The following is a 12,061-nucleotide window of genomic DNA, read 5'->3' as shown; positions in this document are numbered from 1 at the left end:
CTGGCCGACCCATGCGAGTTGCTCGAGTGGCGTGTATTCGACGGCCCAAGACTAGGAGGTCGTTTTTCGCGGCGGTCTTGAAATTACATCAGTCGATAGAAAGGAACAACCTTCCTCCCGTCTGTTCGAGCCGAGACAGGCGCCGTCAACACCGCATGTGGGCGATACGCCGGCGTGGCCCCACGCCGGCGCCGCGTTTCCTTGCGAATGCGCAGCCTAGCGCCGTTCCGGGTCCGGATCGCGGCGGGGTGCGGCCCAGGACGGCGGATCGCTGGCGGGGAAGGACTCCTCGCCAGCCTCCTCGACAGGATCCCGGTCTTCGTCGTCCCGCGGTTCGCTCATGGCCGATCCTTTCGGGCCCGCAGTCTACGCCGTTGCGGAAACCGGCTCCAGGCGCTCCTATGGCCGGCGAGTGTTGAGGGGACCGGATGCTGATCCTGCTGGGCGTGGGCGTGATCGTCGTGGGCTTCGCCCTTCGCCTCAACCCGCTCCTGGTGGTGGTGGCCGCGGCGTTGACCAGCGGCTGGTTCGCCGGCCTCTCGCCGCTGCAGGTGATCGCGGCCTTCGGCAAGGCCTTCAACGACAACCGCTTCGTCAGCACCGCCTATCTGGTCCTGCCCCTGGTGGGGACGCTGGAGCGGGCCGGCGTGCGCGAGCAGGCGGGCCGAGTGATCGCGCGGCTGCGCGGGGTTTCGGTCGGGTGGCTGCTGGTGAGCTATATGATCTTCCGTCAGGCCACGACGGCGGTGGGCCTGATGTCGATCGCCGGCCACGCCCAGACCATCCGCCCCATCGTCGCCCCCATGGCCGAGGCCGCCGCCGAGCGCCGTGACGGCCCGCCGACGGACGAAACCCGGCACGCCATCCGCGCCATGGCCGCAGCCACCGACAATGTGGCGGTGTTCTTCAGCGAGGACATCTTCGTGGCGCTAGGCGCGGTCCTCCTGATGGTCGGCTTTCTCACTTCGGCGGGGATCGTGATGGACCCGATTCGGCTGTCGGTCTGGGCGATCCCCTCGGCCCTGGCGGCGTTGGCGATCCATGCGACGCGCCTGATCGTCTTCGACCGCCGCCTGTCGCGCGACGCCCGGTCCGCGGAGCCAAGCGACGCCCAGGGCGGCGAAGCGTGATCAAGCTCGGCTTCGTCTATGTGCTGGCGGGGTTGATGTTCGCAGGCTTCGCGATCTACAGCGCCCGCGACGCCGGCAACCCCAAGAGGTTCGGCAACGCCGCCTTCTGGGGCCTGACGAGCTTGAGCTTCCTGGCCGGCGACCGGCTGGGCGATCTGGGCAATGGCGTCCTGGTCCTGGCCCTGGCGCTGCTGGGCGCCCTGGGTCTGGTGGGCCGCGGCCCAGCCCGGCCGGCGGACGCCGCCCAACGCCTGGCCGCCGCCGAGCGCCAAGCCTCGGCCGAGCGGCTCGGCGCCCGCATCTTCGTGCCGGCCCTGGTGCTGCCGCTGGTGGTGGCCATGGGCGTGCTGGTTTTGAAGCCGATGCGGATCTCCGGCGTCCCGCTGATGGATCCGAAACAGGCGACGCTGATCTCGCTGGCGCTCGCGGTGATCGCCGCGCTTGGCGCCGCCCTCGTCCTGTTGCGCCAGCCGCCCACCGCGCCTTTCCGGGAGGGGCAGCGCCTGGCCAATACGGTGAGCTGGGCGGCGCTCCTGCCGCAGTACCTGGCCGCGCTGGGCGTGGTCTTCGCCACCGCCGGCGTGGGCAATCAAATTGGTCTTCTCGTCAACACCTACCTGCCGGTGGACACCCGTCTCGCCGCGGTCGGCGTCTATTGCGTGGGGATGGCGGCCTTCACCATGCTGATGGGCAACGCCTTCGCCGCCTTCCCAGTGCTGACCGGCGGGGTGGCCATCCCGATCCTGGTGAACCACTTCGGCGGCAATCCGGCGGTGGTCTCGTCCCTCGGCATGCTGTCAGGGTTCTGCGGGACGCTGATGACCCCGCTCGCCGCCAACTTCAACCTGGTGCCGCCGGCCCTCTTGGAGATCCCCGACCGTTATGCGGTGATCAAGGCCCAGGTCCCGACCGCCCTCCTCATGCTGATCGTCAACGTGGTGCTGATGTATGTCCTCGCCTTCCGCTAGTCGGCTGACCGCCGAGACCGCCTCGAAGTTCGCCCGCATCGCGCTCGGCCACGTGGCCCGGGAATATCCGAACAAGCTCGACCATGTTCTGGACGGCCCCGGCGACGCGAAGGGCCCCCGCGACCTGCACCCGATCTTCTTCGGCAGCTTCGACTGGCACTCCTGCGTGCATGGCTACTGGCTGCTGGCGAGCCTGCTGCGGCGGGAGCCCGGCATCCCCGAGGCGGCGGCGATCCGCGCACTGTTCGATGACGCCTTCACGGCGGAGAAGGTCACCGCCGAGGTCGCCTACCTGGCCCGGCCATCCTCGCGCGGCTTCGAGCGGCCATACGGTTGGGGCTGGCTCCTGAAGCTGCAGGCCGAGCTGATGGCGCATGACGCGCCCTGGGCGGCGACGCACCGCCCCCTGGCCGAGGCCTTCGCCCAGCGGTTCCGCGACTTCCTGCCCAAGGCGGCCTATCCGATCCGCACGGGGGTGCATTCCTCCACCGCCTTCGCCCTGGCGCTGGCCCAGGACTACGCCGCCGCGGCCGGAGATTCGGCGCTGACCGACCTCTTCGCCGACAAGGCGCGGGCCTGGTACCTGGCCGACCGCGACGCGCCGGCCTGGGAGCCGTCCGGCGACGACTTCCTCTCGGCGACCTTGATGGAGGCCGAGTGCCTGCGCCGCCTGTTGCCGGCCGACGCGTTCGCCGCCTGGTTCAAGGCCTTCCTGCCGCGCGCGGCCGACCGCCAGCCGGCCAGCCTGTTCATCCCCGCCGAGGTCTCCGACCGCAGCGACGGCAAGATCGCCCACCTGGACGGGCTCAACCTCTCGCGGGCCTGGTGCTGGCGCGAGATCGCCGCGTCCTTGCCCGCCGGCGACCCGCTGGCGGGCGTCGCCGAGGCCGCCGCCCAGGCCCACATGGCCGCCAGCCTGCCGCACGTGGCCGGCGACTACATGGGCGAGCATTGGCTGGCGTCCTTCGCCCTCCTGGCGCTCACGGCCGGCGAAGCTATTGGATAGGTTACATTTTCTTCACATTACAGATTACATCTTCTTCACATCTCAAAGTTGCGCTTTTTGAGCGCGAGCCGTCTGAAGAACGCGGCGATTGTGCGCGCCGCTTACGCGGATAACGGCAAAACCGCATCCGGATCAGCCTAGGTTTTTGGACAGCGGGACAGCTTCGCTTGCGAGGACGGCTATGAAACTGTGCGGTCAGATCTCTGTCGAACTGAACGTCGGCGACTACATCGAGGCGGCCGATCACCAGAAGCGGTTGGAGGACATCCTCAAGCTGGTGCGCGACGCCTATCCCGAGGCCACCCTGGCCATGCGCGAGCGCCGCCAGCGCCGGGCCCTGCCGCTGACCCGCGCCCTGCCGCGCGCCGCGGCCACCGGCGCCCTGAACCGCTACGCCGAAGACTAGGCCCGAGATTGCGACCAAGGGATTCCCTGCTCGAGGCGATCCTCGCCTTGAAGGCGCTCGATGCCCGCATCAGCGTCAACGAGATCGTGGCCTTCCTCTATGTCTGCGAGAACGAGGGCCTGAGCGTGCAAGAGCTGGCCTATGTGGCCGGCCTCACCCAGTCGACGGCCTCGCGCAGCCTGCGCTCGCTCGGCAGACCGGGTTCCGACTGGGCCCAGCCGCCGGCGCTCGGCCTGGTTGACGCCTTCCTGAACCCCAGCGATGGGCGGAGCCACGTGGTGCATCTGACCGACCAGGGCCGCGCGCTGCGCGACCGGCTGGACGCCAGCATCCGTAGGGCGGTGCCGATCGACTACACCGGCTGATGGCAGGACTTGCAGGTTTTCTGGCCGGAAGGTTCATGCACAGTCGCAACAAACCCATGATCGAATACTTAAATGTCACTATGTTACGCCAGATGAACGCAAGTTAACTGTCGCACCGTCGAATCTTGTGGTTGGTTCCCGATCCTTGGGGAACGTGAACCGTTATGGCCTATCCACTCGACCGCCTGGATGTGCAGATCCTGGCCGCGCTGCAGGAGAACAACCAGGCCACCGCCCAGGCGCTCGCCGAGCGCGTGCCCCTGTCGCCGTCAGCGATCCTGCGCCGCATCCGGCAGTACCGCGACGAGGGCGTTATCGCCGCCGACGTTTCGATCATCGAGCCGGGCCAGGTGGGCGAGCGCATCTCGGTGGTGATGATGGTTCAGCTCGAGCGCCACTCGCCCTCGGCGGTGAACGAGTTCCGATCGCACCTGGCCCGCTCGCCGCAAGTGCAGGTCTGCATGGAGGTCTCCGGCGCCTACGACATCTCCTGCATCGCGATCTTCCGCGGCATGGAGGAGTTCAACGCCTTCACCGACGCCAACATCGCCAGCCACCCGGCGGTCCGCCGCTACGAGGCCAGCTTCGTCAAGAAGCGCGTGAAGTTCACCACCGCCATCCCGCTGTAGGCGCCTCGCCTGTCTCCCGCCCTATTCACAGCCTCGCTCAGGGTCGCCATATGCAGATGCATGCAGATTCGACTATAGTATAGTCATTATCGAATACTTCTATTTTTGTGTCCAATTCGAGACACGTAGACGACATTACCTTGTTGCGGCCGACATCTACGTTGACCGGCTCGTTCAGCGATAAGTAACTCCAGCGTAACCGGCGTCTCCGTGAGGCGCGCTGGGACTCGTTTTGTTGGGGGTCGGCCGGCTCCTTAAGGGGTGCGGCCGCTGGAGGAGTTGACCTTGAAAATCCAAAGCACCCGGGAGCGCCTGTTGGCCTCCTCGATGATTTGCGGCGTGGCCCTGCTGGGCCTTTCCGCCACCCAGGCCGCGGCGGCCGCGGATGACGCCACCAGCGGTCAGGTCTCCGAGGTCGTGGTGACCGGGACGCGTATCCCGTCGCCGAACCTGACCTCGATCGCGCCGGTGACCACGGTCGGCAACGCCGACATCAAGGCCCAGGGCGTGACCCGCATCGAGGACATCACCAACAGCCTGCCGCAGGTGTTCGCGGGCCAAGGCTCCTCGATCACCAACGGCGCGACGGGCGCCGCCTCGGTTAACCTGCGCGGCCTCGGCCCCTCGCGCACCCTGGTGCTGATCGACAACCGCCGCGTCATGCCGGGCGACCCCAACTCGACCAGCGCCGCGGCCGACCTGAACTTCATCCCGGCCGCCCTGGTCGAGCGGGTTGACGTGCTGACCGGCGGCGCCTCGGCGACCTACGGCGCCGACGCCGTGGCCGGCGTGGTGAACTTCGTGATGCTGCACAACTTCGAAGGCGTGCGCATCGACGCGGAATACAACGGCTACCAGCACGACAACGGCAATTCGGTCGGTCAGAACGCCCTGAATACCGCGGCCAAGACCGCCATCATCCCCTCGCAGTTCGCCCTGCCGCCGAGCAGCGTCACGGACGGCGAGGGCTCGGAGGTCAGCCTGGTGCTGGGCTCGAACGCGCCGGACGGCAAGGGCAACATCACCGCCTACGCCACCTACCGCCAGAACAACCCGATCCTGGAAGGCAGCCGCGACTTCAGCGCCTGTACGCTGGCCTCCACCGTGGCCGCCGGGTTCGCCTGTTCGGGGTCCGGCACGGCGTTCCCGGCCCGCGTCGGCAACTTCCTGGTCGACCCGACCACCTTCAACACCTTCCGCCCGCGCGTCTCGACGGACGTGTTCAACTTCGGCCCCGCCAACTTCTTCCTGCGTCCGGACGAGCGCTACAACCTGGGCGCGTTCGCCCACTATGAGATCGCGCCGTGGGCCACCGTCTACATGGACACCATGTTCATGGACGACGTCTCGCAGGCCCAGATCGCCTCGGGCGGCATCTTCGCCGGCACCTTCAACATCAACTGCGCCAACCCGCTGTTGAGCGCCCAGGAAGCCGGCCTGCTGACCGCCACGGCGGCCACCGGCGGCGGCACCTGCGCCAGCAACCCCGGCGGCACCTTCTCGGGCATCGTCGCCCGCCGCTTGCTGCCGCAGGAACAGACCGGCCGCCTGACCAACTTCCGGCACACCGACTACCGGATCGTCGTCGGCATGAAGGGCGATCTCGGCAAGAACTGGAATTACGACGGCTACATGCAGTACGGCGCCGTCCAAGTGCACAACCAGCAATCGGGCAACTTCGACACCACCCGCATCAATCAGGCCCTGAACGTCGTCAACGGTCCGAACGGTCCGCAGTGCGCGCCCGGGGCCGACACGGGCTGCGTGCCGCTGAACATCTTCACCAGCCAGTTCATCTCGCCCGCGGCGATCAAGTTCCTGTCGATCAACAGCTTCAACAACGCCGACACCAACGAACGCGTGGTCAGCCTGGCCTTCACCGGCAAGCTGGCCGACTACGGAGTCAAGAGCCCGTGGGCGTCGGAAGGCGTGGGCGTGGCGTTCGGCGCCGAGTACCGCCGCGAGCACCTGGATACGGTGGCCGACTTCCTGTCGAACAACGGCCTGGTGAACGGCAACGGCGGCGCGGCGCCCCCGGTCAACGGCGGCTTCGACGTCTACGAACTGTTCGGCGAGGCCCGCGTGCCCCTGATCAGCGACATGCCCTTCGCCAAGGACGTGTCGCTGGAGCTCGGCTACCGCTTCTCGGACTACTCCTCGGTCGGCGACACCAACACCTACAAGGTGTCCGGCGAGTGGGAGATCATCGACGGGTTCCGCCTGCGGGCCGGCTACAACCGCGCCGTCCGCGCGCCGAACGTGATCGAACTGTTCGCGCCGCAGAACGTGGTGCTGGACGGCTCGGCCGACCCCTGCGCCGGCCTCAGCGCCGCCAACCCGCTGGTCGCCAAATGCGCCTCGGTCTTCCACTTGACCACCGCGCAGGTGCTGGCCATCGAGCCCAACCCGGCCAACCAGTACAACGGCGAGCTCGGCGGCAACCCGAACCTGAAGCCGGAAATCAGCGACACCTACACCGCGGGCGTCGTCTGGCAGCCGAGCTTCGCGCCCGGCCTGAACATGTCGGTCGACTACTTCAACATCAAGGTCGACCAGTTCATCGCCAGCATCGGCGCGACCCTGATCCTCAACCAGTGCCTCGCCACCGACAGCCCGACCTTCTGCAACCTGGTGCACCGCGACGCCAACGGCTCGCTGTTCCTGAGCAACCAGGGCTTCGTGCAGGACACCACGCTGAACACCGGCTCGCTAAAGACCACCGGCGTCGACTTCAACGTCAACTACCGGATCGACCTGTCCACCCTGGGCCTGGGCGACAATGGCTCGGTCTCGGCGAACTTCGTCGGCACCTGGCTGGACAGCCTGCAGACCCAGCCCCTGCCGGGCGGCCCCTCCTATGACTGTAAGGGCCTCTACGGCGTGATCTGCAGCGGCACGGCGACCAACGGGGCCCCGGCTCCGGAATGGCGCCACAAGATGCGGGTCACCTGGAACACGCCGTACTCGTACGGCGACTGGTTCAAGAGCCTGAGCCTCTCGGCCCAATGGCGCTACTTCGGCGGGGTGAGCCTGGACGCCTACTCGTCCAACCCGCTGCTCAACAACCCGGCCAACCAGCTGCCCAACGAAAAGAACCTCGCGGCCCAGAACTACCTGGACCTGACCGCGAACTTCACGGTCCACAACAACCTGAACTTCCGGGTGGGCGTGAACAACGTGCTGGACGACGACCCGCCGCTGGTGGGCACCAACTGCCCGGGTACGACCTGCAACGGCAACACCTTCCCGCAGGTCTACGACGCGCTCGGCCGCTTCTTCTTCGTGGGCCTGACGGCCGACTTCTAGGACGAAGCCCGGAGTCCAAGGATGGGGGCGGCGGAGCGATCCGCCGCCCTTCTCTTTGGGCGTCAGCGCTCGTCGAAGAGGCGGCGCAGCACCGTGGGGGCGAGGCCCGGCAGATCCTCGGAGATCAGCCCCGGGCCATGGGCCTCGGCGGCCTCGGCGTGGATCCAGGCGCCGGCGCAGGCGGCCTCGAAGCTCTCCATGCCCTGCGCCACCAGCCCGCCGATGAAGCCCGACAGCACGTCGCCAGAGCCGGCGGTGGCGAGCCAGGGCGAGCCGTTGCCGTTCACCGCGCAGCGACCGTCCGGCGCGGCGATCACCGTGTCGGAGCCCTTCAGCAGCACCACGGCCCCTGCCCGCTCGGCCGCCGTGCGCGCCGCGCTGATCCGCTCAGGAGAACTCGCCAGCAGGCCCGGGAACAGGCGCTCGAACTCGCCGGGATGCGGCGTCAGCACGTCGTCGCGGTCGAGCAGGGAGAAGAGCTCGTCGGGATCCTCGCGGAAGACGGTGATGGCGTCGGCGTCGAGGATCAGGGCCGCGCCGGTGCGGGCCAGCGCCAGGACGTTCAGCAGGGTGGGTTCGCCCACGCCGGCGGCCGGGCCGATCACCGCGGCGTCGACGTCCTTGGCGGCCTGCTCGAGCTCCAGGTCGGTCTCGAAGGGCTTCAGCATGACAGCCTCGAGGTGGCCGGCGTTGATCGGCAGGGCCTCGGGCGGCGACAGCACTGTCACTAGGCCCGCGCCGATGCGCAGCGCCCCGCGCGCCGCCAGCCGCGCCGCCCCGGTCTGCCAGGCCTCGCCGCTCACCACCACCAGGCGGCCTCGGGCGTGCTTGTGCGAGGCGGCGGTTGGCCACGGGAAGCGCGGCAGCCAGAGCTCCGGCCCGTTCTCCACTGTCTTGCTGTCGGTGGGCGCCAGGCCGATGTCGGCGACGATGACCTCGCCGCAGCGGCCGTGTCCGGGCTCCAGCAGATGCGCTGGCTTCTTGGCGTGGAAGGTGACGGTGATCGCCGCGCAGGCGGCCGGGCCGAGGGGCTTGCCGGTGTCGCCGGGGACGCCGCTCGGCACGTCGACGGCCACCACCTTTTCCGGCGCCTCGGCCATGCGCAGGGCGGCGGCGGCGGCTGGGCCGTCGAGCGGGCGCGAGAGGCCCGCGCCGAACAGGGCGTCGATCCAGACCCCGGGCTCCAGCACGCCGTTCAGGGGCTTGGCGACGCCGTCCCAGCGGGCGCTGGCCGCGTGGGCGTCCTGGGTGGCGGGCTCGCCCAGGGTGCGCACCTCCACGGGCCAGCCGCGGTCTTTCAGCACGCGCGCGGCCACATAGCCGTCGCCGCCGTTGTTGCCCGGCCCGCAGAGCACGGTGGTGGCCTGGCGCGGGAAGCGGGCGCAGACGGCGTCGGCCACCGCGGTCCCGGCGCGCTCCATCAGCGTCAGGCCGGGCGTGCCGGCGGCGGTCGCCGCCGCATCGGCGCGTCCCATCTCGGCCACAGTCAGGATTTGGCGTACGCTCAACTGATTAGCATCCCATCTTAAAGCACGCCGGTCGTCGCCTCGCGGCCCTTCTCGACCAGAGAAAGGGTGTCGCCGTCGGTCTCCAGCACGGTGATAGAGGCGTGATCCGGCCGGAACGCCAGCACCTTCGGGTCATCTAGCAGATGGGAGACCACCGCGTTCGTCGCCACATAGTGCGAGAAGACGGCCGTGTTTCCCCGCACGATCAGCGAGCGGGCGATCTCGCGCCGCCATGCGTCATAGTCCAGGTCGCCCTCGATCTCCGCCCAGGTCCCGGCGAAGGACGTGCGCAGCCAGCGCCCGCGTTCCTCGAGCGACAGCGCCGCCGGCGTCGGAATCTCACCCACCCGAGGGTCGACCTCAATGGATACGCCCAGAGCCTGGGCGGTGGGCTCGGCGGTCTCGCGGCAGCGGCGCAGGGGCGAGCTCACCACCTTGGTCGGCCGCTCGTCCGGCGGCAGGGCCATCAGCCAATCGCGAGCCGCGGTCGCCTGGGCGCGGCCGGTTTCATCCAGGCCCGGATCGTCGTCGTCCCCGCCCCAGGTGGCGGAGGGCTTGCCGTGGCGGATCAGGTAGAGGCGGGCCATCGGGGTTCCTCAGTCTGGGACGAAGCGGTTGGGGTGGCCGTCGGCGCCGGCGGTCACCCGGCCGGGACGACCGACCTGCTCGCCCTGCTCCAGCCCGGCCAGCACCGCCGGATCGTCCGGGGTCACCGCGGCGAAGCGGCGTCCGGCCTCGTCTCTACCGATGACGATCCCCATGAACGGCCCCTCGCGGCGATGGACGACGGTGTAGGTCTCGATCTTGCCGGGCCCCTGCGGCGCCTCTGTGACGGGCGGATGCGGCAGGGCGTCGATCTCGGCCTGCAGAAGCTTGGGGTTCTGCCGCTCGAAGGGCCGGTCGGGCCTGCAGCGGGAATAGATCCCGGTCGACTGCTTGGTCAGATACCAGCCGTTGGCGGTGACCAGGCCATAGGCGTCGGGCGCGGCGCGCAGCTTGCCGGCCATCGCGGCGATGGAGTGCATGGCGTAGTTGTTGCCTGGCCCGCCGGCGTAGGGCAGCCCGCCGGTCACCGTCAGGCCGCGCGGGTCGTCCAGCGCCAGGCCCAGCGCCTCCGCCCCGATCTCCACCGCCACAGGGAAGCAAGAGTAGAGGTCGATGAAGCCCACCTGACCCAGGTCGATCCCGGCCATCTCCAACGCCAGCTTGCCGGTCAAGCGCATGGCCGGGCTGGAATGGAAGTTCTGGCGGTCCAGCGGATACCAGAGGTCGGCGGCGTCGGCGCAGCCGTGCAGATAGACCCACCTATCCTCTGGCACGCCCAGCTCGCGGGCCTTGTCGGCGCTGGCCAGGATCACCGCGGCGGACTGGTCGACCTCCATGATGGCGTTGAGCAGCTTCGGATAGGGAAAGCCGATCATCCGGTTCTTCTCGGAGACCTCGACGAGCTCTTCGGCGGTGCGCGCGGTCGGGAACCAGGCCTCGGGGTTCCTGGCCGCAACTTGCGTGAACGGCGCGAACAGCCGCCCGAGCCTCGCCTGATGATCCGCGACCGACCGGCCGTCGCGGGCGCGCAGCGCGTTCTCGAACAGCGGATAGATGTTGATCGGCCGGTCGAGGCCGTTGCGCGCCTCGTAGGGCGTGACGCCGGGGCGCGGGTCGCCAATGCGCTCCGGCGCCGGTAGGTCCTCGTCTTCCTCGACCCGCCAGTCGTCAAAGCCCAGGTCCTGGGTGAGCCGCTTCATGGCTGAGCCGAGGAACTCGCAGCCGACCGCCAGCGCGAGGTCCGTCTCGCCCCGGGCGATGCGCTCGGCGATGACATTGACCAGCTGCTGGGGCGTGTTGCCGCCCATGTGAGAATAGACCGCCCAGGCCGGTGCGGCGCCTAAGACCTTGGCCAGGTTCGCCGGCGGGTTGCTCGAATGCGGGATCATGCCCCGCCGCGAGCCCGGCGCGTCGATGGTGAAGCCCGCCACCGCCAGACCGTCGATCGCCGCCAGCCCTCCCGCACCCAGGCCCGCGTCCGCCGCCGCCCGTTCCGCCGCAATCTTCAGCAAAGCCGTCGGCGCCGGCGATTCGCCCGGATCGCCCCGATAGGTGAATTGACCCGCCCCGATCAGAACCGGCGTCCTGCCGTCCATGCTTCACCCATCTCCGACCACTCAGGCGACCGATCCTAGGCGCCCGAACCGTGCTCTTGAAGGCAATTCGGCATTGACCGTTTTTTGATCTCGTGGCGCCTTGAGTTTGGGCGCCGACCGCTTTGGGGCCCGCCCGTCCCTGCCCGCCCCGCAACCGCGCTTGTGAGGCCCCACCCAGCCATGCTCCGTCGCCCCGACCGCGCAGGTCCAATCAAGGGGGGCGGCGCGTCCGAAGGACCCATGAAAAAGATCGAAGCCATCATCAAGCCGTTCAAGCTGGACGAGGTGAAGGAAGCCCTCCAGGAACTCGGCGTCCAGGGCATGACGGTGATCGAGGCCAAGGGCTACGGACGCCAGAAGGGCCAGACTGAACTCTACCGCGGCGCCGAGTACGTCGTGGACTTCCTGCCGAAGATCAAGATCGAGGTGGTCATCGCAGATGACCAGCTCGGCCGCGCCCTGGAAGCCATCGCCGGCGCCGCCCGCACGGGCCGCATCGGCGACGGCAAGATCTTCGTCTCCGAAGTCCTCGACGTCATGCGCATCCGCACCGGCGAGACCGGAGCCGACGCCGTCTAACCCATCACCATTCGAGACCGATA

At 68.7% G+C, this 12,061-nt stretch carries 12 protein-coding genes; 8 read left to right on the top strand and 4 right to left on the bottom strand.

Annotated elements, in window-relative coordinates:
• Positions 1-216 precede the first annotated feature (216 nt).
• The gene (locus E8A49_RS05930; protein WP_293377553.1) at positions 217-342 is read right to left on the bottom strand and encodes a hypothetical protein; all 126 of its coding nucleotides are present in this window, start codon (positions 340-342) and stop codon (positions 217-219) included.
• 86 nt (positions 343-428) lie between these two features.
• Between E8A49_RS05930 and E8A49_RS05925 the strand changes: the two genes are divergently transcribed.
• The 7 genes from E8A49_RS05925 (at position 429) to E8A49_RS05895 (ending at position 7,810) form a co-directional block, all read left to right on the top strand.
• The gene (locus tag E8A49_RS05925) at positions 429-1,130 is read left to right on the top strand and encodes a DUF969 domain-containing protein (RefSeq protein ID WP_293377550.1); all 702 of its coding nucleotides are present in this window, start codon (positions 429-431) and stop codon (positions 1,128-1,130) included.
• On the top strand, positions 1,127-2,098 hold the full coding sequence (locus E8A49_RS05920) for a DUF979 domain-containing protein (RefSeq protein ID WP_293377546.1): 972 nt from the start codon (positions 1,127-1,129) through the stop codon (positions 2,096-2,098). Before E8A49_RS05925 ends, E8A49_RS05920 begins: the two co-directional genes overlap by 4 nt.
• Entirely contained in the window at positions 2,079-3,104 is a 1,026-nt protein-coding gene (locus tag E8A49_RS05915) for a DUF2891 domain-containing protein (RefSeq protein ID WP_293377543.1), read from the top strand. Before E8A49_RS05920 ends, E8A49_RS05915 begins: the two co-directional genes overlap by 20 nt.
• Before the next feature lie 181 nt (positions 3,105-3,285).
• A complete protein-coding gene (locus tag E8A49_RS05910; protein ID WP_293377540.1) occupies positions 3,286-3,510 on the top strand; it encodes a hypothetical protein in 225 nt (74 codons plus the stop codon).
• 47 nt (positions 3,511-3,557) lie between these two features.
• Positions 3,558-3,875, top strand: a complete 318-nt coding sequence (locus E8A49_RS05905) for a hypothetical protein (protein ID WP_293377537.1) — start codon at positions 3,558-3,560, stop codon at positions 3,873-3,875.
• A 164-nt stretch (positions 3,876-4,039) separates the two neighbouring features.
• The gene (locus E8A49_RS05900) at positions 4,040-4,504 is read left to right on the top strand and encodes an Lrp/AsnC family transcriptional regulator (RefSeq protein WP_293377534.1); all 465 of its coding nucleotides are present in this window, start codon (positions 4,040-4,042) and stop codon (positions 4,502-4,504) included.
• Positions 4,505-4,789: 285 nt separating this feature from the next.
• Positions 4,790-7,810 carry a TonB-dependent siderophore receptor gene (locus E8A49_RS05895; protein ID WP_293377531.1) on the top strand — a complete coding sequence of 1,007 codons (3,021 nt, stop codon included), beginning with the start codon at positions 4,790-4,792 and terminating at the stop codon, positions 7,808-7,810.
• 62 nt (positions 7,811-7,872) lie between these two features.
• Here E8A49_RS05895 and E8A49_RS05890 read toward each other — a convergent pair whose 3' ends face one another.
• The 3 genes from E8A49_RS05890 to E8A49_RS05880 are packed head-to-tail and all read right to left on the bottom strand — an operon-like array spanning position 7,873 to position 11,459.
• Positions 7,873-9,318, bottom strand: coding sequence for an NAD(P)H-hydrate dehydratase (locus tag E8A49_RS05890; protein WP_293377528.1), 1,446 nt, complete (start codon positions 9,316-9,318; stop codon positions 7,873-7,875).
• Positions 9,319-9,335: 17 nt separating this feature from the next.
• On the bottom strand, positions 9,336-9,905 hold the full coding sequence (locus E8A49_RS05885) for a histidine phosphatase family protein (RefSeq protein ID WP_293377525.1): 570 nt from the start codon (positions 9,903-9,905) through the stop codon (positions 9,336-9,338).
• Positions 9,906-9,914: 9 nt separating this feature from the next.
• Positions 9,915-11,459 (bottom strand): acetyl-CoA acetyltransferase, encoded by a 1,545-nt coding sequence (locus E8A49_RS05880; protein WP_293377522.1) that lies wholly within the window; start codon positions 11,457-11,459, stop codon positions 9,915-9,917.
• Between the two features lie 240 nt (positions 11,460-11,699).
• Between E8A49_RS05880 and E8A49_RS05875 the strand changes: the two genes are divergently transcribed.
• Positions 11,700-12,038, top strand: coding sequence for a P-II family nitrogen regulator (locus E8A49_RS05875; protein ID WP_293377519.1), 339 nt, complete (start codon positions 11,700-11,702; stop codon positions 12,036-12,038).
• Positions 12,039-12,061: the final 23 nt, after the last annotated feature.

The sequence above is a fragment of the Phenylobacterium sp. genome, from assembly GCF_004799515.1.
Taxonomy (GTDB): Bacteria; Pseudomonadota; Alphaproteobacteria; order Caulobacterales; family Caulobacteraceae; genus Phenylobacterium.
Note: the sequence above shows the minus strand (reverse complement) of the source record. Positions and strands in the feature narration are given on the sequence as shown.

Excerpts from the sequence above, each read along its gene's own strand:
- E8A49_RS05930 (WP_293377553.1), bottom strand. The coding sequence starts at position 342 with ATGAGCGAACCGCGGGACGACGAAGACCGGGATCCTGTCGAGGAGGCT.
- E8A49_RS05925 (WP_293377550.1), top strand. The coding sequence starts at position 429 with ATGCTGATCCTGCTGGGCGTGGGCGTGATCGTCGTGGGCTTCGCCCTT.
- E8A49_RS05915 (WP_293377543.1), top strand. The coding sequence starts at position 2,079 with ATGTCCTCGCCTTCCGCTAGTCGGCTGACCGCCGAGACCGCCTCGAAG.
- E8A49_RS05910 (WP_293377540.1), top strand. The coding sequence starts at position 3,286 with ATGAAACTGTGCGGTCAGATCTCTGTCGAACTGAACGTCGGCGACTAC.
- E8A49_RS05900 (WP_293377534.1), top strand. The coding sequence starts at position 4,040 with ATGGCCTATCCACTCGACCGCCTGGATGTGCAGATCCTGGCCGCGCTG.
- E8A49_RS05885 (WP_293377525.1), bottom strand. The coding sequence starts at position 9,905 with ATGGCCCGCCTCTACCTGATCCGCCACGGCAAGCCCTCCGCCACCTGG.
- E8A49_RS05880 (WP_293377522.1), bottom strand. The coding sequence starts at position 11,459 with ATGGACGGCAGGACGCCGGTTCTGATCGGGGCGGGTCAATTCACCTAT.
- E8A49_RS05875 (WP_293377519.1), top strand. The coding sequence starts at position 11,700 with ATGAAAAAGATCGAAGCCATCATCAAGCCGTTCAAGCTGGACGAGGTG.